The sequence below is a fragment of the Variovorax sp. DAIF25 genome (assembly GCF_050711835.1).
In the GTDB taxonomy this organism is placed as follows: domain Bacteria; phylum Pseudomonadota; class Gammaproteobacteria; order Burkholderiales; family Burkholderiaceae_C; genus Variovorax.
Genome location: NZ_CP136636.1, coordinates 5,654,420 through 5,679,846, shown reverse-complemented (window position 1 = coordinate 5,679,846; position 25,427 = coordinate 5,654,420). Strand labels below are relative to the sequence as shown.

Sequence of the window (25,427 nt, the reverse complement as noted above, 5' to 3'; positions counted from 1 at the left end):
TTTTCCGTTCGATCGATGCTGCCTACCATCGGCCGGCCACGCTTGAAAACAAAGGACCGCCAGTGTTCAGTTTCCTGTCCCGCGAGCCCGTGCACGATCCGCTGGCGGCGCCCACGCCGACCGACCGGACCGAGGTCAAGACCACCACCTGCTACATGTGCGCCTGCCGCTGCGGCATCCGCGTGCACCTGCGCGAGGGCGAGCACGGGCCCGAGGTGCGCTACATCGACGGCAACCCCGACCACCCGCTCAACAAGGGCGTGATCTGCGCCAAGGGCTCCTCGGGGATCATGAAGCAGGTGTCGCCCGCGCGGCTCACGCAGCCGCTGCTGCGCAAGCCCGGCAGCGAACGCGGCGCCGGCGAGTTCGAGCCGATCGGCTGGGACCGTGCCTTCGAGATCCTGACCGAGCGGCTCGCGAAGATCCGCGCCACCGATCCGAAGAAGTTCGCGCTGTTCACCGGCCGCGACCAGATGCAGGCGCTCACCGGCCTGTTCGCGCGCCAGTTCGGCACGCCCAACTACGCGGCGCATGGCGGCTTCTGCTCGGTCAACATGGCCGCGGGCATGATCTACACCATCGGCGGCAGCTTCTGGGAATTCGGCGGCCCCGACCTCGAGCGCGCCAAGCTGTTCGTGATGATCGGCACCGCCGAGGACCACCACAGCAACCCGATGAAGATCGCCATCAGCAAGTTCAAGCGCGATGGCGGGCGCTTCATCTCGATCAACCCGGTGCGCACCGGCTACTCGGCCATCGCCGACGAATGGATCCCGATCAAGCCCGGCACCGACGGCGCGCTGCTGATGGCGCTGCTGCACGAGCTGATCGCGAGCGAGCTGATCGACCATGCCTTCCTCCAGCGCTTCACCAACGCGCCGCAGCTGGTGGTGCTCGACGACTGCGAGCGCGAGGGCCTGTTCGCCTTCGACCCCGAGCGCGGCCCGCCCGGTGACGGCCGCCACCCGCACAACAAGCTGGTGTGGGACAAGGCCAGCGGCACCGTGAAGCCCGCCTATCCCGAGGGCATCGCCGAGGGTTGCGATCCCGCGCTCGAGGGCCACTACACGCTGGCCGACGGCACGCGCGTCGCGCCCTCGTTCCAGCTGCTGCGCGAGCGCGTGGCGAGCTGCACGCCCGAATGGGCGCAGGCCATCACCGGCATCGATGCCGCGCGCATCCGCAAGCTGGCGCGCGAGATGGGCGAGACCGCGCTGCGCCAGGCCTTCGAGCTGCCGATCGCCTGGACCGATGCCTGGGGCAAGCGGCACGCCACCACGCAGGCGCGGCCCGTGGCCTTCCATGCGATGCGCGGGCTGGCCGCGCATTCGAACGGCTTCCAGACCGTGCGCGCGCTCGCGATCCTCATGAGCGTGCTCGGCACCATCGACGCGCCCGGCGGCTTTCGCCACAAGGCGCCGTACCCGCGCCACATCGTGCCCAACTACCGGGCCTTCAACGACCCCGGGATGATCCAGCCCAACACGCCGCTCAATGCGGCGCCGCTGGGCTTCCCGGCCAGCCCCGACGAGCTCGCGATCAACCCCGACGGCTCGCCGATCCGCATCGACCATGCCTTCTCGTGGGAGCATCCGCTGTCGGCCCACGGGCTGATGCACAACGTCATCACCAATGCGGTGAAGGGCGATCCCTACCGCATCGACACCTTGCTGATCTTCATGGCCAACATGGCCTGGAACTCGAGCATGAACACGATGGCCGTGCGCGAGATGCTCAACCGCAAGGACGACCAGGGCGAGTACATGATCCCGTTCCTGGTGGTGTGCGACGCCTTCCAGAGCGAGACCGTGGCCTTCGCCGACCTGGTGCTGCCCGACACCACCTACCTCGAGCGCCACGACGCGATGAGCATGCTCGACCGGCCGATCTCGGAGTTCGACGGCCCGGTGGATTCGGTGCGCATCCCGGTGGTGCCGCCCACGGGGCAGTGCAAGCCCTTCCAGGAGGTGCTGATCGAGCTGGCCTCGCGGCTCAAGTTTCCGGCCTTCACCACGGCCGAGGGGGGCCGCAAGTACGCCGACTATCCCGACTTCGTCGTCAACTTCCAGCCGCAGCCGGGCATCGGCTTTCTGATGGGCTGGCGCGGCAAGGACGGCACCGAGCACCTGCGCGGCGAGCCCAATCCCAAGCAGTGGGAGGCCTATGCGCAGAACAACTGCGTGTTCCAGTACCACATGCCCGAGACCATGCACTACATGCGCAACTGGAACCGCGAGTACCTCGACTTCGCGAAGGACAAGGGCTGGCGCCAGCGCAACGACCCGGTGCAGCTCGCGCTCTATTCCGACACGCTGCAGAGCTTCCGGCTCGCCGCGCAGGGCAAGAGCGCGGGCCGCCAGCCGCCCGAGGGCCTGCGCGAGCGCATCGCCACCTACTTCGATCCGCTGCCCTTCTGGTATGCGCCGCTCGAGGAGGCCGCGACCGACACCGCGGCCTATCCGCTCAACGCGCTCACGCAGCGGCCGATGGCGATGTACCACTCGTGGGATTCGCAGAACGCGTGGCTGCGGCAGATCCACAGCCACAACTACCTGCATGTGAATCCGGTGACGGCCGAAGCCGCGGGCATTGCCGACGGCGGCTGGTGCTGGGTCGAGAGCCAGTGGGGCAAGGTGCGCTGCATGCTGCGCTACAGCGAGGCGGTGGAGCCCGGCACCGTGTGGACCTGGAATGCGATCGGCAAGGCCGACGGTGCATGGCAGCTCGCGCCGGGCGCCGACGAGGCGCGCAAGGGCTTCCTGCTCAACCACCTGATCAGCGAGGAGCTGCCGTGCGCGGGCACGGCCAGCGGGCGCATCAGCAATTCGGATCCGATCACGGGGCAGGCCGGCTGGTACGACGTGCGCGTGCGCATCCGGCCGGCCGAGCCCGACGAGCCCGAGGAGAGCTATCCGCAGTTCGCGAGCATGCCGAGCGCGCCCGGCGTGCTGGGCAAGGCGGCGCAGGTGTTGACGTACTTTGCGGGGAGGGGGCGCAAATGATGCAGTGGTTGAAGGACTTGCTGGCGAGCGCCGCCCAGCCCCAGCCCGTGGCGGAAGCCGCTGGCGCCTTTCTCCCTCCCCCTCTGGGGGAGGGCGGGGGTGGGGGCAGCGGCGATGCCATCGGGCGCATTGCTTCTGCGAAGGCTGTCGTGCCCCCACCCCGACCCTCCCCCAGAGGGGGAGGGAGTCCGGCGAGCCAGCGCGCCGAGCCCGGCGAGACCCTCGCCAAGCAGCTCGCCCTCGTGATCGACCTCAACGTCTGCGTCGGCTGCCATGCCTGCGTGACCTCGTGCAAGCAGTGGAACACCTCGGGCAGCGCGGGCCCGCTCGCTGACTTCGAGCCCTACGGCGCCAACCCCACGGGCACCTTCTTCAACCGCGTGCAGACCTACGAGGCCGGTTCGTTCCCGAACACCGACACCGTGCACTTCCCCAAGAGCTGCCTGCACTGCGAGGACCCGCCCTGCGTGCCGGTCTGTCCGACCGGCGCGAGCTACAAGCGCAAGGAAGACGGCATCGTGCTGGTCGACTACGACAAGTGCATCGGCTGCAAGTACTGCGCCTGGGCCTGCCCCTATGGCGCGCGCGAGCTCGACGAGGAACGCCAGGTCATGACCAAGTGCACGCTGTGCGTCGACCGCATCTACGACGAGCAGCTGCCCAAGGAAGACCGCAAGCCCGCCTGCGTGAAGGCCTGCCCCACCGGCGCGCGCCTGTTCGGCGACGTGAAGGACCCCGACTCCGAGGTCTCGCGCGCGATCCGCGAGCGCGGCGGCTATCCGCTGATGCCCGAGTGGGAGACCAACCCCGCCAACCGCTACCTGCCGCGCCGCAACATGGCCGCGCCCGCGCAGGGCACGCCGGAGTAGCGCGCATGCATCCCGCCTTCTCGATCCTCTTCTTCACCACGCTGGCCGGTGCCGCGCAGGGCCTGGTGGCCGCGCTCGCGCTGGCCGTGCTGTTCGGCCTCGGGCTGTCGCCGGGCTTCCTCGGCAGCGCGCTGGCGCTGGCCGAGCTGCTGCTGGTCGCGGGCCTCGCGGCCTCGTTCATGCACCTGGGCCGCAAGACGCGCGCCTGGCGCGCGGTGCTGATGTGGCGCACCTCGTGGATGTCGCGCGAGGTGATCGTGCTGCCGGCCTTCATCGCGCTGGTCGCGCTGTGGTGGCTCGCGCTGCGGCTCGAGGTCGCGGCGCCCTGGTCGGTGCTGCTGCCCGTGCTGGTGCTGGGGGGCGCCGTCGCGCTGTGGTACTGCACCGCGATGATCTACGCCTGCCTGCGCTTCATCCAGGAGTGGGCGCATCCGCTGACCATCGCCAACTTCATGCTGATCGGGCTGTCGTCGGGCCTGGTGCTGGCCTGCGCGCTGGCCGCGGGGTCCGGCGAGGCGCGCTTCGTGCAGGCCTTCGGCCCGTGGGCGTTGGCCTTCACGCTCGTGGCCTGGGCCGTGCGCGCGGTCACGCTGCGCCGCAATGCGCGGCTGCGCCCGCGCTCCACCCTGCAATCGGCCACCGGAATCCGCACGCACAAGCTGGTGCAGAAGTCGATGGGCATGTCGGCGGGCTCGTTCAACACGCGCGAGTTCTTCCATGGCGCCTCGCAGCTCGCGCTGCGCCAGGTCAAGCTGGGCTTCCTGCTGCTGGCCTTCGCGCTGCCCGCGCTGCTGCTGGCCTGGGGCCTCGCGAGCGCGGCCGCGCTGCCGTGGCTGCTCGCGGTGCTGGTGCAGGCGCCGGGGCTGCTGGCCGAGCGCTGGTTCTTCTTCGCGCAGGCGCAGCATCCGCAGAACCTGTACTACCAGGTGGTGTCGTAGGACCGATGCCCGTCGTCGAGGACGCTAGGGGTTAGCACGCTGGCCGGATGCCGGGTGGTGATGCAAAAACACGCGTTGCCTTCCGAACGACAGGTTGCCCCCTCCGATGACCGACCACCTGTATTTCTTCAGTGCGAATTCCTACGTCTACGCCTCGCGCAAGGACGACTTCCCCGCCACCTCCAGGCCTCATGCGGTGCTGCTGTTCTCCGTCGACGGCACGCCGCTCACCTTGCGCACGCCGCGGCGCCAGTTCGTGGGCGGCGCGATCGCGGTGGCGCCGCAGACGGTGCGCACGCTGAGCATGTCGAACGCGGGCCTGGTGAGCATCAACCTGCCGCCTTCGTCCCCCTTCTTCAGCGCCTTCAGCAGCATCGTGCCGCCGGGCGCGCACGTGCTCGAGCGCAAGGCCTTCAAGCCCTTCGACGGCTTTCTCGCCGGCATGCACGAGGGCGCGCGCAAGCCCGCGCAGGCCGAGGAGATCTTCCGCGACCTGGTCACGATGGCGGTCGAGCAACTGCCGCGCGCGCAGCGCATCGACACGCGCGTGCTGCAGGTGCTGCGCTACCTCGACGAGGAACCCGAGGCCACGCTGGTCGAACTCGCGCGCGCCTTCGAACTCTCGCCGCACCGCATGTCGCACCTGATCTCCGATTCGCTCGGGCTGTCGTTCCGTGCCTACCAGGCCTGGCGCAAGCAGGTGCGCGTGTGCAAGCTGCTGTACTCGGGCCGCTCGCTCACCGACATCGCGCACGAGGCGGGCCTGAGCGACTCGGCGCATCTCTCGCACTTCTACCGGCACTGGTACGGGCAGAGCCCGTCGTACTCGCGCGATCGCGAGTCGGTGAAGTTCTTCTCCTGAACGCGCCCACCAAAAAAAGCCGCCGCGGGGCGAAACCCGCGGCGGCTTTCTTCTTCATGGCGGCGCGTTCAGCGCGGCATCTGCTTCGTCGTCACGGTCGAGAAGCCGGTCTTCACGATGGAGGGAATGCCGATGTCGAGGTACTGGTCGGCGTCGTCGTACTTCGGCCAGGTCACGCCGACCTTGGCGACGTTGGGATCGCCCGTGGTCGCGAAGCGGGTCCACATGCTCATCACCTCGTCGCTGAGCTTGTAGTCGCGATCGCTCACGCCGGGATCGGGCGGGATGTCGGGGCTCGCGGGCAGCAGCGAGGTGCCGTAGATGCGCCCGACCGTGGCGAGCGAGCCGTACTGGTAGGACACCTCGAGCCCGTGGTAGGCCGCCACGCCCGCGTTGGCCCAGTTCACCGGCACGTGCGTGAAGATGTAGGTGTAGATCGGCGACTTCTGCACCTTCACCATCTGCTTGAGGAAGTTGCCGCGCAGCGGGTTGGCCGCCGTGATCTCGGCGCCGCCGTTGCCCACCATGAAGGGCACGTCGCTGTGCTTGTTGTCGAGGATCAGGTTGCCGATGGTGTCGGGCAGCGACCAGTCGTCGACCGTGAAGGCCGTGGTGTAGCCGCTGCCGCTCGCGAACGAGGCCGCGACGATGTCCTGCCACGGCTTCTTGCGCAGCGCGTCGATGTCGGCCGCGCCCACCTTGGCCATCAGCTTCACGCCGTACTGCTCGGTCTGCGCGAGCGGCGTGCCGGCGGTGGTCCAGCCGGCTTCGGCAATGGCGCGGTGGAACAGCCCCTTGGCCAGCGGCGAGGCCACGAGCCAGTTGGTCTTCATGCCGCCGCCCGAGTGGCCCCAGATGGTGACGTTGCCCGGATCGCCGCCGAAGCCCTCGATGTTCGCCTGCACCCACTCGAGCGCCGCGACCAGGTCGAGCTGGCCGTAGTTGCCCGAGGACTTGTTGGCGGACTCGGCCGTGAGCGCCGGATGCGCCATGTAGCCGAGCGCGCCGATGCGGTGCTGCACCGTGACCGACACCACGCCGTGGTTGGGCAGGTTCGGCAGGTTGTCGCTCGCGCGGTTCACCGAGCCGGTGGTGAGGCCGCCGCCATGGAACAGCACCATCACCGGCAGCTTCTCGCCCTTCTTCTTCGCGGGCGTGGTGATGTTGAGGCGCAGCACGTCCTCGCCCATGCCTGACTCGGGCACGGCGTCGTAGACGGGCGATGCGGGGAAGGGCTGCGGCGCCATCTTGCTGTAGCTGGTGGCGGCATAGACACCGTCCCACGCGGCTGGCGGTTGCGGCGGCTTCCAGCGCAGGTTGCCGACCGGCGGCGCGCCGTAGGGGATGCCCTTGTACTGGTGCACCTGCGTGTCGCCTTCGCCGACCGTGCTGCCCGACACCTTGCCCGATGCGGTCTGGATCGGATCGGCATAGGCGTTCGCATCCGCCGCGGGCGGCGGGTCGCCGCCATTGCCGCCCGATGCGGGGGGCAGCGGAATGAATCCGCTGCCGCCGCCACCACCGCCGCCACATGCCACCAGCCCCGCGCTCAATGCGAGGGCCATGAGCCACTTCATCCCCGTACCTCTGTCCTGACGTTTCATGTCTCCACACCTGGTTGTTGAGTGAGCTGGCATCGTAGGAACGCAGGTGCGCGCACGCTTGTACCGAGATGCTGTGCTGACGCGGGCGCGACAACAGCAACTCGGTACAAGCGCGAGCGGTGGGAATGTGCTTGCGCGGCGCGCGCCGCGCGCGGACTTCAGGCCTCGTGGTTCAACGCCAGTCCGGGCGTGGGCCAGTCGTCGATCGCGATCAGCCGCCCGCTGCCCGACAGCGTGACGAAGGCGGTGCGCAGGCCGGGGCCGCCGAAGCAGATGTTGGTGGTGTAGCGGTCGGGCAGCGGCAGGTGCTCGACCTGGCCGCCGTCGGGCGCCACGATGCTGATGCCGCCATGCAGCAGCGTCGCCACGCAGAGATTGCCGAGCGCATCGACCGCCATCGAATCGAAGCGCTGGTAGTGCCCGCCCGGCGAGGCGCAGAGCATGCGCCCGCCATGCGGCGAGGGCCAGCCGTCCTTGCGCACGCGGCCCGGCGCCACGATGTCGAAGGCCCAGACGCGCGCGCCCTCGGTCTCGGCGTAGTAGAGCGTCTGGCCATCGGGCGACAGCGCGATGCCGTTGGGCGTCATCACGGGCCGCGCAATGGCATGCGCGGCGGCGCCGTCGGCATGGCCGTAGAACAGGCCGCCGCGGTCCATGTCGCGCTCGCGCACCTTGCCGAGGTCGGTGAAGTAGAAGCCGCCATGTGCATCGAACACGATGTCGTTGGGCCCGCACAGCGCGCCGCCTTCGACCGTGTCGTAGAGCCGCTCCGCGCGGCCGGTCGCGAGGTTCACGCGTTCGATACGCCCGCCCGAGTAATCGTCGGCCTGGCCCACGGGCCGCACGCTGCCGTCGGCCTCGGTGTGCCACTTGAAGCCACCGTTGTTGCAGACGTAGACCGCGCCGTCGGGGCCGATCGCGGCACCGTTCGGGCCGCCGCCGAGATCGGCCACCACCTGCACCAGGCCATCGGGCCGCACGCGCGTGAGCGTGCCGCGCGCGATCTCCACCAGCAGCACCGAGCCGTCGCGCAGGGCGATCGGTCCTTCGGGAAACTGCAGGCCGCTGGCGAGTTCTCGGACCTTCATGGAGTGTCTCCTCGAGGGCGTGGATGCAAGCCGCGCTTCATCCGCGCGCGAGCCGTGTTCTGTAGCGGGACCCGGACCGCGCCGCGATGCCCTGAACGAAGACATAGATGGCGAGGCAGGGAACGACGAAGTACAGGGCGGAACCCAGGCTGGCGGCGATGAGCGGAATCCCCAGCCCGAAGGCACCGATCGCGCCGCCCCATCGGATGGCCCGGACGCAGCTTCGCGCCGACAGGAGGCCGCAACCGAAACCGATGGCCAGGCCCAGCAGCCAGAAAGGGATGGCCGTGAACCACTCGAGATGCACGGCCACGGCGTACAGCGGCAATCCCAGGAGGTAGGTGCAGAGAAGGCTGAGCAGGAAGGGCAGAACGATCCGGAGCAGTATCGACAGCATCCGGCGATTCTGCCGCGATCCGGCCGTCAGCCTGCCAGCGTCTTCTGCATGAACACGCTGAGCGGATCGTCGGTGTAGCTGCCGAAGGGGCCGCGCCGTTCATAGCCGAGCGAGGCATAGAGGGCGAGGGCTTCGGGCTGGAACGGCCCCGTCTCCAGCAGCAGCACCTTGCAGCCCGCGTCGATGGATGCGGACTCCAGCGCCTGAAGCAGCCGGCGTGCAATGCCCCGCCCCCGGAAGCCGGGCGCGACGTACATGCGCTTGATCTCGCCCTGCGTGGTGTCGAGCACCACCGCGCCGCAACCCATGGCCCGCCCCGTGTCGTCGCGCGCGACGAAGAACAGCACGTTGGCCTGCTTCAACGACGCGAGGTCGAGCGCGTGCCGGCTTTCGGGTGGGTAGAGCGTGTCTTGATAGGCGTCGAGTTCGGCGATCAGGGCGATCACCTCGGGCTGGTCGGGCGACTCGGGCGAAATGGTCATGGACGAAGGCTATCCCACGGCCTTGATGAGCCGGTCGCGCCCCGCCTTCGCGAGCATCGACGCGACGGCGCAGGAGGCGAGCCGTGCCGCTTCCGAATCGGCGCGGCTCGTGAGGATCACCGGCACCTTGGTGCCGAGCACGATGCCGGCCGCGTAGGCGCCGCCGAGGAAGGTGAGGCTCTTCGCGAGCATGTTGCCGGCATCGAGGTCGGGCACGATCAGCACGTTGGCGCGGCCCGCCACGGGCGAGACGATGCCCTTGATGCGCGCGGCCTCGGCATCGATCGCGTTGTCCATCGCGAGCGGGCCGTCGAGCTGCGCGCCCGTGATCTGGCCGCGGTCGGCCATCTTGCAGAGCACGGCCGCGTCGAGCGTGGAGGGCACCTTGGCGTTGACCGTTTCGGTGGCCGAGAGGATGGCCACGCGCACGGCCGGCATCAGCAGCGCATGCGCGAGGTCGATCGCGTTCTGCACGATGTCGACCTTCTCCTCGAGCGTGGGCGCGATGTTGATCGCCGCATCGGAAATCACCAGCGGCTGCGCATGACCGGGCACGTCCATCACGAAGCAATGGCTGATGCGGCGCGAGGTGCGCAGGCCGCCTTCGCGGCGCACCACCGCGCCCATCAGCTCGTCGGTGTGCAGGCTGCCTTTCATCAATGCATCGACCTCGCCGCGCAGGGCCATCGCCACGGCCGCGTCGGCCGCGGCATGGCTGTGCGGCGCATCGACGATGGCGATGCCCGAGAGGTCGATGCCGATCTCGTGCACTGCCGCTTCGATCTTCGCGCGCGGGCCCACCAGCGTGGGCGCGATCAGGCCCAGCGCGGCCGAGGCGAGCGCGGCCTCGAGCGACACGGCATTGGCCGGATGCACCACCGCCACGCGCAGCGGCGGCAGGCCACGCGCGGTGGCGATCAGGCGGTCGTAGTGCGGATGGGAGGTGGTGGGGTGGGGTGCGGCCATGCGGGCAACCTTACTTCAAAAATTTTTCAGTCGGTGTGTTGACGACGGCGTAAAGACTATTTACAGTCCGACTCCTTCGCGCAGCAGACTGCGCATTTTCGATTCCACGCACAACACCGCAGGACCCATCGTGACCACCGCAGCCCGCATTTCCATCGACAGCCTCCGACCCATGCCGGTCCGGCCGCTCGTGCGCGCTCTGCTGGCCGTCACGGTCGCTGCATGGCTGAACGAGAACCACAGGCTGCATCCGGGTGGAGGGCGCGCTTAGGCGACGACCTCCAAAGCGCTCTTCACCAAGAGGCCCGGACACCGAAAGGTTCCGGGCCTTTTTGCGTTGGCGCCTCATCACCGAACCCTTGACCCATGCAGCGATCGTGCTGCAGCGCATGAAGCCATAAGCCTCATGCACGCTCCTTAAAAATTCGAAACGACGAGGCGGGGCCGCGATGGCGCGGCCCCTCGCCTCGGCAAGCAAGAGAAAACACATTCAGCCTCGGTGACGCAATTGGTAGACGTGTCCGCCTTAGAAGCGGAATTCTGGGAGTTCGAGTCTCCCCCGAGGCACCAAATTTCCCTGGGTTTAGGGTCTGTCATCAATCAAACGCCCTCGCGCTGGCCCCGCCATGCGGTGGATGCGCGAAGGACGGCGCAGCCCATGGTCACCCATGGGCAAGCCGGCCGACAAAGTAGCCGCCGTATGGCGGGGCCAGCCCGGAGGGAAGCCCTGTTGCGCGGTGCATTGCGGCGTTGCCCTTCGCTTACGTAGCGCGCTACGCAGCGCTCAGGGCGCCTTGCACTGCCCCGCGCAACAGGGCTTCGCGAGGGCGTTTGATTGATGACAGACCCTATGTCAATCAGGTAGACGGCCTGCCCTGGAAGCAGGAGGCTGCAGGTTCGAGTCCTGCCACCCAGACCATCTTCGTTCTCATCGTGCGTGTGTAGCTCAATTGGCAGAGCACTGGTCTCCAAAACCAGCGGTTGAAGGTTCGATTCCTTCCGCGCGCGCCACCTCCTTTTCTTTTGCGTCTCGTTCGTCTAGCGGTGAGGACGCCGGACTTTCACTCCGGAAATCGCGGGTTCGAATCCCGCACGAGACGCCATCCTCATCCCGCGTTAGCTCAATGGATCAGAGCACCTGCCTACGAAGCAGGGGGTTGCACGTTCGAGTCGTGCACGTGGGGCCATTCTCTTTTTCCCCGGTAGCTCAGCGGGTAGATGCGGCGCACTGTTAATGCGCAGGTCACACGTTCGAACCGTGTCCGGGGAGCCATCTTGCGGCGGGCGCGCATCACCACTCGTACCCCACGCCCACGCCCAGGCTCGTCTTCTTGCCGCTGAAGCCGCCATTGACCTTGTAGACCCAGTTGCCGTCCTTGGTGCGGTACGAGTAGCCGAAGGCCAGCGCGCCGTAGCCAGAGTAGGAGCCCACGCCCAGCGACATCAGATTCTTCCCCGGCGTCATGGCCTGGGGCAGGCTGCTCATCGCGCTCGCGATGGCCACGCCGCTGTAGGCGATTCCCGCGGTCTCGCTCACCTGGTTCTGTACCTGCGAGAGTTGCTGCAGGTTCACTGCATCGCCCGGCAACACGCCCGGCGCCACGTTGCCGATGCGCGTGCCGCCCGGTGCCTGGCCGCCGCCGAGCGTGATCTCGTTGTAGTTGACCGAGCCGTCGGGGTTGGTTGCGTACTGAACGCTGCCGGCCTTGACCGTGTTGGCCGTGGCCTTGAGTTGCGCCACGTTGGTGGCGTCGCTGTCGGCCGTGCCCGCGGCCACCCCGGTGATCTGCCGGAACCGGCCCTTGGCCGCGTCGCCCACCGACACCGCGGCCTGCGTGCTCGTCGTGGCCCGGATGGCCGCTGCCTGCTCCGAGGTGGCGCTCGGCGGCACGTAGCCGGCGATGCCCGCGCCCGTCGATGCGACCGAGCCCGCGCCGAGTGCCACGCCACCGGCCTGCATGGCCACCGCGCCGAAGCCGATGGCGGTGCCTTGCGATGCGCTCGACTGCGCCCCGGTACCGACCGCGATGGCGCCGTCTCCCATGGCCTGCGCGCCGAAGCCCATGGCCACGGAGCCGTTGCCGATCGCCTTCGCGCCGTTGCCGGCTGCGAGGGCGTTGTCGCCCCTGGCCACCGACTGCGGCCCGATCGCCACCGACTCCTGGCCGATGGCCTGCGAGTCGGCGGCCTTCGAGTTGGCGTGGAAGTACTTCGTGCCGTTGTCGTAGATGTCGGTCACGCGGCTGTTGGCGGTGCTCAGTCCCGTCGACAGGCTGCCGATGCCGCTGACCGAGCCGCTGATGCTCGTTGACAGGCTGTGGAGGTTGCTGTTCGTCGTGCTCAGCCCGCTCGAGAGGCTTTGGATGCCGCTGGTGGCGGTACTCAGGCCGGTGGAGGTCGAGGTCGACAGGCTCGCGACATGGCTGTTGGTCGTGCTCAGTCCCGTCGACAGGCTGCCCAGATGGCTGTTCGTGGTGCTGAGGCCGGTCGAGAGGCTGTCGATGCTGCTGGTGGCCGTGCTCAGGCCGGTCGAGGTGGAGGTCGACAGGCTGGCGATGCTGCTCGTCGCCGTGCTCAGGCCGCTCGAGGTGGAGGTCGACAGGCTGTCGATGCGGCTCGTGGTCGTGCTCAGGCTGCTCGAGGTGGAGGTCGAGAGGCTGTCGATACGGCTCGCGGTGGTGCTCAATCCGCTCGAGGTGGACGTCGACAGGCTGCCGATGACGCTGTTGGTCGTGCTCAGGCCGATCGACAGGCTGCCGATGCCGCTGGTGACGGTGCTCAGGCCGATCGAAAGACTGCCGATCGAGCTGGTCGTCGTGCTCAGGCCCGTGGAGGTCGATGTGGACAGGCTGTCGATGCTGCTGGTGGCGGTGCTCAGGCCTGTCGAAGTCGAGGTGGAAAGGCTGCCGATGGCGCTGGTTGCCGTGCTGAGACCGGTTGACGTCGAGGTCGACAGGCTGTCGATGCTGCTCGTTGCAGTGCTGAGGCCCGTGGAGGTCGATGTCGACAAGCTGCCGATCGAACTCGTTGCGGTGCTCAGGCCACTCGAGGTGGATGTAGAGAGACTGTCGATGCTGCTGGTTGCTGTACTCAGACCCGTGGAGGTCGAAGTGGAAAGGCTGCCGATCGAGCTCGTCGCGGTGCTCAAGCCGGTCGACGTCGAGGTCGAAAGGCTGTCGATGCTGCTGGTTGCCGTGCTCAGGCCGGTAGAGGTCGAGGTGGACAGACTGTCGATGGAACTCGTCGCCGTGCTCAGGCCAGTCGATGTCGAAGTCGACAGGCTATCGATACTGCTGGTGGCGGTGCTCAGACCCGTGGAGGTCGATGTGGAAAGGCTGTCGATGCTGCTGGTTGCAGTGCTCAGGCCTGTTGAAGTCGACGTGGACAAGCTTCCGATAAAGCTCGTTGCCGTGCTCAGGCCAGTCGAGGTAGACGTCGACAGGCTGTCGAGGCTGCTTGCCGCGGTGCTCAAGCCGGTCGACGTAGAAGTCGACAAGCTATCGATGCTGCTGGTCGCTGTGCTCAGACCCGTGGAGGTCGAGGTCGACAAGCTGTCGATCGAACTCGTCGCGGTACTCAGTCCGCTCGATGTCGAAGTCGAGAGGCTGTCGATGCTGCTCGTAGCGGTGCTCAGACCTGTCGAAGTCGACGTGGACAAGCTACCGATAAAGCTCGTTGCCGTGCTCAGACCCGTGGAGGTCGACGTCGACAGGCTGTCGATACCGCTGATCGCTGTGCTCAGACCCGTCGAGGTCGAGGTGGACAGACTGCCGATCGAGCTCGTCGCGGTGCTCAGACCCGTAGAGGTCGATGTGGACAAACTGCCGATGGAACTGCTCGCGGTGCTCAAGCCGGTCGACGTGGAAGTCGACAAGCTATCGATGCCGCTGGTCGCTGTGCTCAGACCCGTGGAGGTCGAGGTCGACAAGCTGTCGATCGAACTGGTCGCGGTACTCAGTCCGCTCGACGTGGACGTCGACAGGCTCTCGATGCTGCTGGTTGCAGTGCTGAGGCCCGTGGAAGTCGAAGTGGACAGACTGCCTATGGAACTCGTCGCCGTGCTCAAGCCAGTCGACGTTGAAGTCGAAAGGCTGTCGATGCTGCTCGTCGCAGTGCTCAGGCCCGTAGAGGCCGACGTGGACAGACTCTCGATGGAGCTCGTCGCCGTGCTCAAACCGCTCGAGGTGGATGTAGAGAGACTGTCGATGCTGCTGGTCGCCGTGCTCAGGCCCGTGGAGGTCGAGGTCGACAAGCTGTCGATCGAACTGGTCGCGGTACTTAGTCCGCTAGACGTGGACGTCGACAGGCTATCGATGCTGCTGGTTGCAGTGCTGAGGCCCGTGGAGGTCGAAGTGGACAGGCTGCCTATGGAACTCGTCGCCGTGCTCAAGCCAGTCGACGTAGAAGTCGACAAGCTATCGATGCCGCTGGTCGCCGTGCTCAGACCTGTGGAGGTCGAGGTCGACAAGCTGTCGATCGAACTTGTCGCGGTACTCAGTCCGCTCGACGTAGAAGTCGACAAGCTATCGATGCCGCTGGTCGCCGTGCTCAGACCCGTGGAGGTCGAGGTCGACAAGCTGTCGATCGAGCTCGTCGCGGTACTCAGTCCGCTCGACGTGGACGTCGACAGGCTCTCGATGCTGCTCGTTGCAGTGCTGAGGCCCGAGGAGGTCGAAGTGGACAAGCTGCCGATCGAACTCGTCGCAGTGCTCAAACCCGTTGACGTCGAAGTCGAGAGGCTGTCGATGGCGCTGGTCGTGGTGCTCAAACCGGTCGATGTGGACGTCGACAGACTGTCGATGCCGCTGTTCGCTGTGCTCAGACCCGTGGAGGTCGATGTGGACAAGCTGTCGATGGAACTGGTCGCCGTACTCAGGCCAGTCGACGCGGACGTCGACAGACTGTCGATGCTGCTGGTTGCTGTGCTGAGGCCCGTGGAGGTCGAAGTGGACAGGCTGCCGATAGAACTCGTCGCCGTGCTCAGACCAGTCGACGTCGAGGTCGAAAGGCTGTCGATGCTGCTCGTGGCAGTGCTCAGCCCCGTGGAGGTCGACGTCGACAGGCTGCCGATAGAACTCGTTGCCGTGCTCAAGCCAGTCGACGTCGAAGTCGACAGGCTATCGATGTTGCTGTTCGCGGTGCTCAGACCTGTCGAGGTCGAGGTCGACAAGCTGCCAATCGAACTGGTTGCGGTGCTCAGGCCACTCGAGGTGGATGCAGAGAGACTGTCGATGTTGCTGGTGGCCGTGCTCAGCCCCGTGGAGGTCGACGTCGACAGGCTGCCGATGGAACTCGTCGCCGTGCTCAACCCCGTCGACGTCGAAGTCGACAGGCTGTTGATATTGCTCGTCGCCGTGCTCAGCCCGGACGATACCGAGGTCGACAAGCTACCGATGCTGTCGTTCGTGGTATCGATGCTGCTCGACAGCGAGGCGGTGACGGTCTTGACTTGCAGGACATTGACGGCGTCCTGGTCCGCGCTGCCCGCCGCAACGCCCGTGATCTGGCGGTTGCCTACGTTCACCTCGCCGGACGAGGACTGCTTGCTCGACAGGGCGAAGGCGCCGTAGTTGCTCAATGCGCCCGTATGGGTCGCCGAATCCGCGCCCAGCGCCACGCTGTTGGCCTTGGTCGCCTGTGCGTTCTTTCCGATGGCACTGGCGCCGTCCGCGCGGGCACTGGCGTGGTCGCCCAGTGCGGTCGATCCGGTCGCGGTTGCCGTGGCGCCTGGTCCGAGCGCTGCGGCGCTCGCGCCGGTCGCGTTCGCGTTGGTTCCGATCGCCACCGCATAGGTACCGCTGGCATTCGACGAATTGCCGGTGGCCACGGTGCCGGTGGCGGACGCGTTGGCGTTGACCCCCAGGGCAATGGATTGATCGCCGGTCGCCCGGGCGCCCGTGGGGTCGAAGTAACCGTCGGAAGCAGGGTCGCCACCGCCGCCGATGGCGATGGCGCCCATGCCGCTTGCCCTCGTGGAGTTGCCCAGCGCGATGGCCCCGTACTTCGTGGCGCGCGAAGCATTGCCGAATGCGATGGCGAGATCGGCCAACGCGCTCGACTGAAATCCAAGGGCAATCGAGGCGGCACCCGTCGCGAGATTGGTGGCGCCCAGTGCGATGGAGAAGTTCCCATAGGCGTTGTTGCCAAGACCCAAGGCCAAGGAGTTGGCGCCCAAGGCAGCGTTGTAGTTGCCAAATGCAAAGGCGTTCTGTTTCCAATCTGACTCGGCTTTGGTATTGCCTGCAACATTGTTGCTGCCGACGACGACAGAGCCGAAGTTGGCCGTGTTGTTGTTGCCGAGAGCCACGCCCAGCGGTTTCGATTCCGTTGTTTTGCCGTCCGACGGGAATACCTTGCTGGTGCCCTTCGCGAATGCGTCGTCGAAACGCTGGCCTGTCGCGTCCGACGTCGCCTTGTTGCCGGCATTGGGGTTGGAGTACTGCGCACGAGCCGGCGTCACGCCCGCGAAGTCGGCCACGACCATCGAGGCCAGCGCAACGGCATACAGGGCAATCGACGGCCCGCGGGGTGGTCCTGTGATCGAAGGAAGCGTTGCAAGTCCAGCGGTCGCTCCTTCCTTGCCCACCGTCTTGCGGCTCTTCGAGGGCTTTCCACGTGCCGACGAAATCTCCGATACCGCCACCCATGCACCCAGCGCCTCGCTCCAAAGCGTGCGATACGACTTGTTCATGCCGCCATCCCCGCTTCCTGCGCCATGCTCTCTCGCAGCGTGTCGAGGAGCGCCACCCGCTGGCGCGAATCCGCTTCCGGTGATGAGTTCTCGAGTCTGTCGCCCACCTCGATCCAGCAGGCGAAGACGGGCTTGCCGCCGACGATCTGCGGCGACGCGGCACGCCGCGCCTCGAAGCCATGGCGCCGAAGCAGGCGCTCGATGCCAAGGGGTGACACCGTGATCAGTTGCCGCACGCCATGACGCGCGGCAACCGCCAGCACGGCTTCTAGCAATTCGACGCCGATCTCGGAGGAGAACTGCGAAAGCGGGTCGCCGCTGCTCGCGAAGACGTCGGTTGCCGCGAACCGGGACAGCTCCCACACGCGTGGATCGCGAGGGGGCTCGCCTTCGCCCATCAGCTGAGGAAACACCTCGCCAAGAAGATAGGGCCTGTCGGTGGGAAGAAGGCGTGCCGTTCCCACGATCTCCCCGGTCGCATCGCGCGCCGCGACGTAGAGGGTCTCGGCATGGTCGAACTGGTCGAATTCCAGGCCGTCCCGGCTCGCCAGATCCCAGCCCAGCTTTTCGATGAAAACCTGATGGCGATATCTTCCAATGGCCCTCATCACGTCCGCTGCAATATCGCGTTGCTTTCCGATCAAGATTTCCACGGCAATCGCACTCCCTTTGAATATGTCGATCAATTCAAACCGAGGGAGGGGGAAGGTCGTAACTACCAAAATTAGTAGTTTGGCGGGCGGCGGCCGAGAAATAGTTGCCGTGGATGCAATTGCTTATGCCTCTGCCAGCTGCTGAGACAAAAACTACTGGGATAAAACGCGGCGCGTTCGAGGAAGGTTCTTTATCGACCGAGTGGCCGACGCGAAAAGGAGGGAAGCTGAAAGATAGATGTGGAATTGCTCGTGAAATATTTAATGGTAAATAAATCACTGCTACGAAAAGCCTTCCGTGGCGCCCATGTTGGGTGCCTTGTCCTCGTATCAAAAAGTTCGCAACTGGGACTTGAAAAGCCAGCGCCAAAGCGCGCCTCCGGCATTTCTTTGATTTGAGAAATAAATCACATCTCTGGTTTTCATTCCTTGAATAAGTGTCAAATGATTTTGAGCAGGAACTAGCATCGATCCAATCCAGAAAAAGGATTTGAATGCCCGCGCTCACTGGCGCGAGGAAAGCGGAGGGCGATCGCTATGGATGCATGGATCGAGGATCTATCGACGAAATTGCAGCAGGCGCACGACAAGGAGGCCGTTTTTGCGCAAATTCTCGAAGCCGCCCGCGACGTGGGATTCGACCATTGCGCCTATGGCGTGCGCCTGCCGCTGCCGATTGCCAGCCCCAGGTTTCTCTTGATCAACAACTATCCCGTCCCATGGCGGGAGCGGTATGCGGCGGCGGGCTACCTGGCGACCGACCCCACCGTGGCGCATGGGCGCCGAACGCAGAATCCGCTGGTCTGGAGCGATGCGGTGTTTGCCGATACGCCGGAGCTGTGGGACGGCGCGCATTCGTTCGGCCTGAGCGTCGGGTGGTCGCAATCCAGCTTCGATGCCAATGGCGTGATGGGCATGTTCAGCCTGGCACGTTCGGGCGAAGCGATCACCGCACGCGAACTGGAGGCCAAGGAGCTTCGGATGCGCTACCTGGCCTGCGTCGCTCACCACATGCTGTCGCGCACGCTGTCATCGAGCAGCGAACGAGCGCCCGAAATCTTTTTGACCAAGCGCGAGATCGAGATCCTCAAGTGGCTGGCGGACGGCAAGTCCTCCAGGGAGATCTCGGACATCCTCCACATCGCCTTCGACACCGTGAACTTCCACGTGAAGAACGTCATCGCGAAGTTCGGCACGCCCAACAAGACCGCCGCGGTGGTCCGTGCGGTCTTGATGGGCCTCGTGGACTAGCGGGCGGTCAACCCGCCACGCGATAGACCGGCTCGCGCACCAGCGCCCGCGCCACCCGCCACGCCATCCACAGCAGCGCGATCGGCAGCACCACGGTCTGCAGCGCGAACAGCGCGATCAGCTTCACGATGCGCTCGGCCCAGTCCGAGGCCGAGCGGATGATCTGATCGTAGGTGGCCTTGAGGTTCGGCAGCTTCGGCAGCCAGCGCTCGATGCGTTCCTTCCAGCCCTCCTGCGCATTCGGCTGCGCCTCCTGCGTGGTGTCGACCACGGCGGCCGGCGACTTCTCGATCAGCGCGAGCGCCGACTGGTACTCGTCGGCCATGAAGACGCGGTACAGCCCCTCGTTGGCCATGGCCGACAGCGGCACCGCGAAGCGCACCAGCAGCAGCCCGATCATGAGCGACTGCAGCCAGCGCGGCGAACGGCCGCTGTGCCAGCGCCAGGCGATCCATGCGAGCGCCACCGCGCAGACCAGCACCGACATGTAAGCATGCGCGCCGATCTTCAGCAGCACGAGCTGGATGCCGAAGGACACGCTGGCCCCCAGCATGATGGCCGCGAACTGTTCGATCAGTTCGTTGAGCGGCTTGAGCGCCTGGCCCGGTGCGAGGCTCACGCCGATGCCGCCGGGCGTGGCGTCGACCTGCGTGCCCTGCGCCACCGAGACCACCGCGCCGAGCGCGCGTGCCGCGGCGAAGGTGGTCAGGGCGCGCTTGAGTCCGTCCTCGACCTGCGCGCGCGCGGGCGTGTCGATCGGCGCCACCCAGCAACCGAGGAACACCACGAGGGCGACGGCGAGAAGGTAGAAGCGCTGCAGCGGTCGGTTGGAGGTGGTGGTGCTGTTCATGGTTCGTGGTCGGGTGCGTGCGCGCGGTCGCGTGAAAGGCCGCGGCGGGCTTCTGGCATTCTCGCGGCGCTCGGTCGCCGCTCGAAAGAATCCCGCATGGCGGGGTCGGTCGGGGTGTGCGTTCGACGCCGCCCCGGGTTTCTTGTTCCCTTCGGAGTCCTCTTCATGACAACCACCGTTCAACCCCGCAAGATCGTCGTGCTCTCGGGCTCGGGCGTGAGCGCCGAAAGCGGCCTGCCCACCTTCCGCGATGCCAACGGCCTGTGGAACAACCATCCGTGGCAGGAGCTCGCGAGCCCCGAGGGCTGGCAGCGCCATCCCCAGACCGTGCAGGCCTTCTACAACGAGCGCCGCCAGAAGGCCTGGGCGGTCCAGCCCAATGCGGCGCATGCGGCCCTCGCCTCGCTCGAGCCGGCCTACGAGGTGGTCATCGTCACGCAGAACGTCGACGCGCTGCACGAGCGCGCCGGCTCCACGCAGGTGCTGCACATCCACGGCGAGCTCGCCTATGCGCGCGGCACCTCGGAGCGGCGTCATCGCTACCGCATCGACGGTGCGGCGATCGAGATGGGCCAGCTCTGCGAAGACGGCACGCAGCTGCGGCCCGACATCGTGTGGTTCGGCGAATCGGTGCAGCACTTCGACGAGGCGCTGATGCATGTCACCACCGCGGCGCGCGTGCTGGTGGTGGGCACCTCGCTCGCGGTGCAGCCGGCCGCCTCGCTCGCGCGGTACGCGCACGCGAGTGCCGAGAAGGTGCTGGTGTCGCTCGAGATGGAGGAGGTGCCGCGCGGCTTCGTCTTCATGCGCGGCAGGGCGACCGAGCAGGTGTCGGCGCTCGTCGCGCGATGGCTTGCGGAAGCGGAGCGAGCCGGCGCGTAGCGTTCGCCAACGCAGGCCCGTCATCGTGAGATGACGGGCTTTTTTGTGTCGCCTTGTTTCGGCCTTCGCGCACAAAGCCCCTGAAAGAACCGATTGTTCCTAAGGTTCCGGGCGCGTAGTGCTTTTTTCGCCGTGACCTTCTGCACTGGCGAGCCCATCGCGCTTCACCTACCTTCCAGGCGGTTTCAACGCAACACGGGAGCAGCTCATGGCGGTAGACATGTTCATGCGCGTCGAAGGCGCGAATGGCGAATCGAAGGACGCGAACCACAAGGACTGGACGGACATCAAGTCCTTCGCATGGGGCGCGACCCAGCCCGGCAACATGGTCAGCGGTGGCGGCGGTGGCGTGGGCAAGGCCAGCTTCAACGACCTGCAGGTGCTCGCGCGCATCGACAAGGCGGCACCGGCGGTGCTGAAGAACTGCGCCAGCGGCAAGCACCTGGGCAAGATCGAAGTGTCGGTGTGCAAGGCCGGTGGCTCGCAGATCGAATACACGCGCGTGACGCTCGAGGAGGTGCTGGTCACCTCGGTGCAGTACACGGCCGAGCAGGGCAGCGACGCGGTGTTCGTGCAGTACGCGTTCCAGGCCGCCAAGGTCAAGCAGCAGTACTGGGAACAGACCGACAAGGGCGGCAAGGGCGCCGAAACCCAGCTCGGCTGGAACATCAAGGAAAACAGGGAAGCCTGAGCACCGCGCGTGCAGGCCGGCGTGCGATGCGCGCCGGCCCGTGCGCGCCCGTGCGTTGCATCCGCTTCGTCGTCGCTGAGTCCCCGGCCCCATGACCCGCAGCTTCATCGCCCACAGCGCGCTGGGCGAGCGCCTCAAGTTCCGTTCGATGACGGGGCAGGAGCGCATCTCCACGCTGTTCGAATCGCGCGTGCGGCTGGTCAGCGAGCTGCCCGGCATCTCGGCCAGGCAGATGCTCGGCGAGGACATGACGATCGAGGTCAACCTCGCCACCGAGCTCGGCGGCGCGGGGCAGCGCTTCATCAGCGGGCAGGTCACGCGCTTCGCGCGCGTGGGCAAGGACGACGGCGACATGCATGTCTACGAAGCCCAGCTGCGCCCCTGGCTCTGGTACGCCACGCGGCGCTCGGACTTCAAGATCTTCCAGTTCAAGACCGTGCCCGACATCGTGCAGGAGGTGCTCGCGCCTTACGGCTTCGGCATCGATGCGCGCTTGAGCGGCAGCTACCGCAGCTGGGACTACTGCGTGCAGTACGGCGAGACCGACTTCGATTTCGTGAGCCGGCTCATGGAGTCCGAGGGCATCTACTACTTCTTCGCGCATGCCAGGGGCAGCCACCAGCTCGTGCTGTGCGATGGCCCGGGCTCGCATGCGCCGCTGCCCGCGGGCCCGGTCAAGGTGCCGTACCACGCGGGCGTGCTCGCGGCGCAGATCCTCGAGCAGGACTTCATCGACAGCTGGCACCACGCCGAGGACATTGCCTCGGGCCATTTCGCGACCGACGACTACGACTTCAAGAAGCCCCACGCCGAGATCGACACGCTGCGCCGCCAGCCCGCGGGCCACAGCCGAGACAGCTACGAGATCTACGACTGGCCCGGCGGCTACACCGAACTCGGCGACGGCGAGAACTACGCGCGGCTGCGGCTCGAGCAGCAGACCGGCCGGCGCGAATCGATCGAGGCCGAAGGCAACCTGCGCCACATCGCGCCGGGCTACCTGTTCGATCTCGCGCGCCATCCGAACGCCGAAGACAACCGCCGCTACCTGATCGAGGCCGCGAGCCACGACTTCCAGGAGAACGCGCTGCGCGTGGCAGCCGCCGGTGCCGCCTACGGCGAATCCACCAGCAGCACCAGCTATCGCCAGGCCTTCGCGGTGGTGCCCGACAGCGCCCCGTATCGCGTGCCGCGCCTCACGCCGCGCCCGCGCACCACCGGCCCGCAGACCGCCGTGGTGGTGGGCCCGGCGGGCGAGGAGATCCACACCGACGAGTACGGCCGCATCAAGGTGCAGTTCCACTGGGACCGTTATGGCCAGCGCGACGAGAACGCCTCGTGCTGGATCCGCGTTTCGCAGACCTGGGCCGGCGGCGGCTACGGCAGCATGCAGATCCCGCGCATCGGGCAGGAGGTGATCGTCGACTTCCTCAACGGCGACCCCGACCATCCGATCGTCACGGGCTGCGTCTACAACGCCGCGCAGATGCCGGCCTGGGAGCTGCCGCGCCACAAGACGCAGTCGGGCATCCAGACCCACTGGAGCAAGGGCGGTGGCGGCAAGCACATGCTGCGCTTCGAGGACAAGCGCGGCAGCGAGCACATCGAGCTCTCGACCGACCATGGCGCCACCCACCTGCACATGGGCTACCTGATGAACCAGGGCTCGGAGGTGCAGCGTAGCTATGGCTTCGAGCTGCGCACCAACGAGTGGGGCTCGATCCGCGCCGACAAGGGCCTGCTGTTGACCACCTACACGCAGGACTTCACGCAGCGCGTGTCGCGCGACAACCCCGACGGCCACGAGCACATGGGCGCCGCGCTCGCGCAGAGCGGCGCGCTGATGCAGTCGGCCGGCCAGGCCATCGCCGCCACCAAGGCGCTGGTCGGCGCCATGGCCAAGGGCAAGGGCCAGCAGCTCATGGGGCTGGCGCAGGGCGTGCAGTCGCTGGCCGGCGCGGTGCAGGCGGTGAGCGCGCTGGCCGGTGGCGATGCCTCCGACGAGGCCGGCGTCTCGGGCGATGCCGACCCCGCCATGGCCGATGCGCAGCGCATGCTCGACCTCTCGCGCAGGATCGACAAGCCCGTGGTCTCGATCGTGAGCCCCGAGGGCCAGACCATGATCAGCCCCAAGCCCATCGTCGTGAGCTCGGGCCAGAGCGTGTCGATGCGCTCGCAGTCGGCCCTGACGCTCACCACCGGCGCGCAGCTCACGCAGCTGGTGGCGGGCGGCATGCTGACGCAGGTGGCCAAGGGCGGGCAGGTCAACGTGGTCTCGGGCGGCGACATCGTCTCGCACGCGAGCGAGGGCGCGATCAACCTCGTCGCCAAGACCGATGCCTCTGTGACCTCCACCGAGAGCAACGCCAACCTCGTGGGCCGCAAGTCGGTGCTGGTGCAGGCGGTGGACCAGGACGTGTTCGTGATGGGCAAGACCAGCATCTCGCTGATCTGCGGCAAGTCGTCGATCGTGCTGCTGGAGGACGGAACGATCCGGATCAGTGGCGTGAAGGGGCTGGTGAACTTCACGGAGGATCTGGATCAGCGGGGCGGGAAGATTTTTTTGAACTGCGAGGCGCCGGTGGGTGGCGAGAGCCCGACGAGCGTCGAGGAGGAAGAGGGCGTCATGCCCGCGCCGGCCACGGCCGCCGTTGCGCCGGCCCAGTCGCAATTGGTGCCCAAGGGGTTCTGGACGCCGACCGGCCTGGGCCCCGATGTCGATGGCGTTGCCGCCCGCTCGCCACGATTTCAATCCATGTGGGCGCCGCTCGAGAAGGACGATTGGTCGATCGAATATGGAAAGTCCGGTGGCGGCTCGTACACCGACCACAAGAACAAGCGCATCGTGATCGATGGCGACAACAAGCCGGACCCCTACCACACCACCTCGGTCATTGCGCACGAGCTGGGCCATGCGTCCTACAAGGTCCCGCAGGACTTCTCCTCCAGGCAGGCCTACATCACCGGCAAGCTCGACGGCGAGGGCGACGCGGCCCTGAACCAGATCTGGGTGCGGCGCGAAGTCATGGCGAGCACCGGCAAGGACACCATGGCTGTCGATTCCGCGCAGAAGGTGAAGATCTACAACACGGCGTTCGAGAAGGTGCGCGATACCGGCGACTGGCAGCAAGGCAGCCGCACCATCGGCAAGTGGATCGGCACGCAGAAGACCTCGAACACCAAGGAGCTCTACACGACGTACTACGGCGGCTGGTACGACAAGAAGATCGCTCCGCCCGTCCACTAGGCACCGGGGATCGCCTTCACCACCCATCATGAAAAGAAGACCATGAACCAGGCCTCGACGAGCTTGTGGCAGACGATCGAGATGTTGGCCGCGCAGGTTCCGTTCTCGGCGGCGAAGATCGAGCGCATCGTGCCCACGCGGCTCGTGGAGACCGAGGCCTCGACCGGCAGGAGTTCGCGCTTCCTCGGCGGCACGCCGGTTCGGCTCGCCGATGGCGTCGAGTTTTCGCGGATCGACCTGCGCCTGCGGCGAGAGGGCACGCATCCAGGCTTCCTGGTGCTCGACCTGCAAGGGCGCTGCGTGCCGCTCGACGAAGTGCGCCAGCACTACGCCGACCTGCGCATCACCGGCACGCCCGGCGGCCATTCGCTCGACGAGGCCACCAGCTATTCGGCGGTGCTCGGCTGGGGGGCGCTGTCGTTCGGCTTCCTGGAGCGCAATCCGGAGTGCCTGGGCTATGTCGCCTTCGATCCCGCCTGACCCCAACCGAGGCCACTCGACCCTGTCGCACACACTCATGCGTTATCACATCCAAGAAGGCCACTTCGACCTCCCCGACGACGGCCGCATCGACCGCTCGATGAACGTGCTCGCCATGCCCGACGGCAGCGGCGTCACCTTCATCGTGAGCCGCGACGCACTGCGCGCGCAGGAAACCCTGGCCGCCTTCGTCGAACGCCAGATGAACGACCTCAAGCGCCAGGTGAGCCAGCTGCAGGAGACCTCGCGCAACCCCATCGGCGTGGGCCCCGCGATGCGCAGCCTGGCCGCGATCGAGATCGCCACCCGCTTCAAGCAGAACGGCCAGGCGCTGCACCAGCGGCAGGCCGCGTTCCAACTGCCCGACGGCCGCGCGGTGCTGATCCTCACCGCGAGCAGCCCCGAGCCCTTCGGCGAGAGCGAGCTCGCGCTGTGGCAGCGCACGCTCGCGAGCTTCCAGCCCAGGGACTGACG

At 66.8% G+C, this 25,427-nt stretch carries 17 protein-coding genes, 5 tRNA genes and 3 pseudogenes; 15 read left to right on the top strand and 10 right to left on the bottom strand.

Going from position 1 to position 25,427, the window contains the following annotated elements; genetic code table 11:
* The first annotated feature begins 62 nt into the window (after positions 1–62).
* The 4 genes from R0232_RS26215 to R0232_RS26200 all read left to right on the top strand — a co-directional run bounded on the left by R0232_RS26215 (position 63) and on the right by R0232_RS26200 (position 5,671).
* Positions 63–3,002 (top strand): molybdopterin-dependent oxidoreductase, encoded by a 2,940-nt coding sequence (locus R0232_RS26215; protein WP_431509975.1) that lies wholly within the window; start codon positions 63–65, stop codon positions 3,000–3,002.
* A 149-nt stretch (positions 3,003–3,151) separates the two neighbouring features.
* Positions 3,152–3,871, top strand: coding sequence for a 4Fe-4S dicluster domain-containing protein (locus R0232_RS26210; protein ID WP_431509974.1), 720 nt, complete (start codon positions 3,152–3,154; stop codon positions 3,869–3,871).
* A gap of 5 nt (positions 3,872–3,876) precedes the next feature.
* Positions 3,877–4,809, top strand: coding sequence for a dimethyl sulfoxide reductase anchor subunit family protein (locus R0232_RS26205; RefSeq protein ID WP_431509973.1), 933 nt, complete (start codon positions 3,877–3,879; stop codon positions 4,807–4,809).
* A 106-nt stretch (positions 4,810–4,915) separates the two neighbouring features.
* Positions 4,916–5,671 (top strand): helix-turn-helix domain-containing protein, encoded by a 756-nt coding sequence (locus tag R0232_RS26200; RefSeq protein WP_431509972.1) that lies wholly within the window; start codon positions 4,916–4,918, stop codon positions 5,669–5,671.
* Between the two features lie 68 nt (positions 5,672–5,739).
* Here the strand turns inward: R0232_RS26200 and R0232_RS26195 are convergent, their stop codons facing one another.
* The 5 genes from R0232_RS26195 to R0232_RS26175 all read right to left on the bottom strand — a co-directional run bounded on the left by R0232_RS26195 (position 5,740) and on the right by R0232_RS26175 (position 10,208).
* Positions 5,740–7,236 carry a carboxylesterase/lipase family protein gene (locus tag R0232_RS26195; RefSeq protein WP_431509971.1) on the bottom strand — a complete coding sequence of 499 codons (1,497 nt, stop codon included), beginning with the start codon at positions 7,234–7,236 and terminating at the stop codon, positions 5,740–5,742.
* 197 nt (positions 7,237–7,433) lie between these two features.
* A complete protein-coding gene (locus R0232_RS26190; RefSeq protein WP_431509970.1) occupies positions 7,434–8,363 on the bottom strand; it encodes an SMP-30/gluconolactonase/LRE family protein in 930 nt (309 codons plus the stop codon).
* Positions 8,364–8,400: 37 nt separating this feature from the next.
* A complete protein-coding gene (locus tag R0232_RS26185) occupies positions 8,401–8,760 on the bottom strand; it encodes a hypothetical protein (protein WP_431509969.1) in 360 nt (119 codons plus the stop codon).
* 26 nt (positions 8,761–8,786) lie between these two features.
* The gene (locus tag R0232_RS26180; protein ID WP_431509968.1) at positions 8,787–9,242 is read right to left on the bottom strand and encodes a GNAT family N-acetyltransferase; all 456 of its coding nucleotides are present in this window, start codon (positions 9,240–9,242) and stop codon (positions 8,787–8,789) included.
* A 9-nt stretch (positions 9,243–9,251) separates the two neighbouring features.
* Entirely contained in the window at positions 9,252–10,208 is a 957-nt protein-coding gene (locus R0232_RS26175; protein ID WP_431509967.1) for a phosphate acetyltransferase, read from the bottom strand.
* Positions 10,209–10,701: 493 nt separating this feature from the next.
* Between R0232_RS26175 and R0232_RS26170 the strand changes: the two genes are divergently transcribed.
* The 5 genes from R0232_RS26170 to R0232_RS26150 all read left to right on the top strand — a co-directional run bounded on the left by R0232_RS26170 (position 10,702) and on the right by R0232_RS26150 (position 11,481).
* Positions 10,702–10,778 (top strand) — tRNA-Leu (locus tag R0232_RS26170).
* Positions 10,779–11,143: 365 nt separating this feature from the next.
* Positions 11,144–11,219 (top strand) — tRNA-Trp (locus R0232_RS26165).
* A gap of 16 nt (positions 11,220–11,235) precedes the next feature.
* A tRNA-Glu gene (locus tag R0232_RS26160) sits at positions 11,236–11,311 on the top strand.
* Between the two features lie 7 nt (positions 11,312–11,318).
* A tRNA-Arg gene (locus R0232_RS26155) sits at positions 11,319–11,395 on the top strand.
* A 9-nt stretch (positions 11,396–11,404) separates the two neighbouring features.
* Positions 11,405–11,481, top strand: a tRNA-Asn gene (locus tag R0232_RS26150).
* Between the two features lie 18 nt (positions 11,482–11,499).
* Here the strand turns inward: R0232_RS26150 and R0232_RS26145 are convergent.
* From R0232_RS26145 to R0232_RS26130, 4 genes and pseudogenes are all read right to left on the bottom strand, one after another.
* Positions 11,500–11,985, bottom strand: a pseudogene (locus tag R0232_RS26145) (YadA-like family protein); the annotation flags it as partial.
* Positions 11,986–12,174: 189 nt separating this feature from the next.
* A pseudogene (locus tag R0232_RS26140) lies at positions 12,175–16,584 on the bottom strand (ESPR-type extended signal peptide-containing protein); the annotation flags it as partial.
* A 231-nt stretch (positions 16,585–16,815) separates the two neighbouring features.
* Positions 16,816–16,899, bottom strand: a pseudogene (locus R0232_RS26135) (ESPR domain-containing protein); the annotation flags it as partial.
* The gene (locus R0232_RS26130) at positions 16,896–17,585 is read right to left on the bottom strand and encodes an acyl-homoserine-lactone synthase (protein ID WP_431509966.1); all 690 of its coding nucleotides are present in this window, start codon (positions 17,583–17,585) and stop codon (positions 16,896–16,898) included. The pseudogene R0232_RS26135 and the gene R0232_RS26130, both read right to left, overlap by 4 nt.
* Before the next feature lie 504 nt (positions 17,586–18,089).
* Here R0232_RS26130 and R0232_RS26125 point away from each other — a divergent pair.
* Positions 18,090–18,803 (top strand): autoinducer binding domain-containing protein, encoded by a 714-nt coding sequence (locus R0232_RS26125; protein WP_431509965.1) that lies wholly within the window; start codon positions 18,090–18,092, stop codon positions 18,801–18,803.
* 7 nt (positions 18,804–18,810) lie between these two features.
* Here the strand turns inward: R0232_RS26125 and R0232_RS26120 are convergent, their stop codons facing one another.
* Positions 18,811–19,653: a hypothetical protein gene (locus R0232_RS26120; RefSeq protein ID WP_431509964.1), complete on the bottom strand. Its 843-nt coding sequence runs from the start codon at positions 19,651–19,653 to the stop codon at positions 18,811–18,813.
* A gap of 165 nt (positions 19,654–19,818) precedes the next feature.
* On the opposite strand from R0232_RS26120, the gene R0232_RS26115 reads away from it, so the two are divergent.
* From R0232_RS26115 to R0232_RS26095, 5 genes are all read left to right on the top strand, one after another.
* Positions 19,819–20,535 carry an SIR2 family NAD-dependent protein deacylase gene (locus R0232_RS26115; protein WP_431509963.1) on the top strand — a complete coding sequence of 239 codons (717 nt, stop codon included), beginning with the start codon at positions 19,819–19,821 and terminating at the stop codon, positions 20,533–20,535.
* A 208-nt stretch (positions 20,536–20,743) separates the two neighbouring features.
* Positions 20,744–21,226 (top strand): Hcp family type VI secretion system effector, encoded by a 483-nt coding sequence (locus R0232_RS26110; RefSeq protein WP_057597029.1) that lies wholly within the window; start codon positions 20,744–20,746, stop codon positions 21,224–21,226.
* 91 nt (positions 21,227–21,317) lie between these two features.
* On the top strand, positions 21,318–24,473 hold the full coding sequence (locus R0232_RS26105; RefSeq protein WP_431509962.1) for a type VI secretion system Vgr family protein: 3,156 nt from the start codon (positions 21,318–21,320) through the stop codon (positions 24,471–24,473).
* Positions 24,474–24,515: 42 nt separating this feature from the next.
* On the top strand, positions 24,516–24,953 hold the full coding sequence (locus R0232_RS26100; RefSeq protein WP_431509961.1) for a hypothetical protein: 438 nt from the start codon (positions 24,516–24,518) through the stop codon (positions 24,951–24,953).
* 37 nt (positions 24,954–24,990) lie between these two features.
* Positions 24,991–25,425: a DcrB-related protein gene (locus R0232_RS26095; RefSeq protein ID WP_398497947.1), complete on the top strand. Its 435-nt coding sequence runs from the start codon at positions 24,991–24,993 to the stop codon at positions 25,423–25,425.
* Positions 25,426–25,427 lie beyond the last annotated feature (2 nt).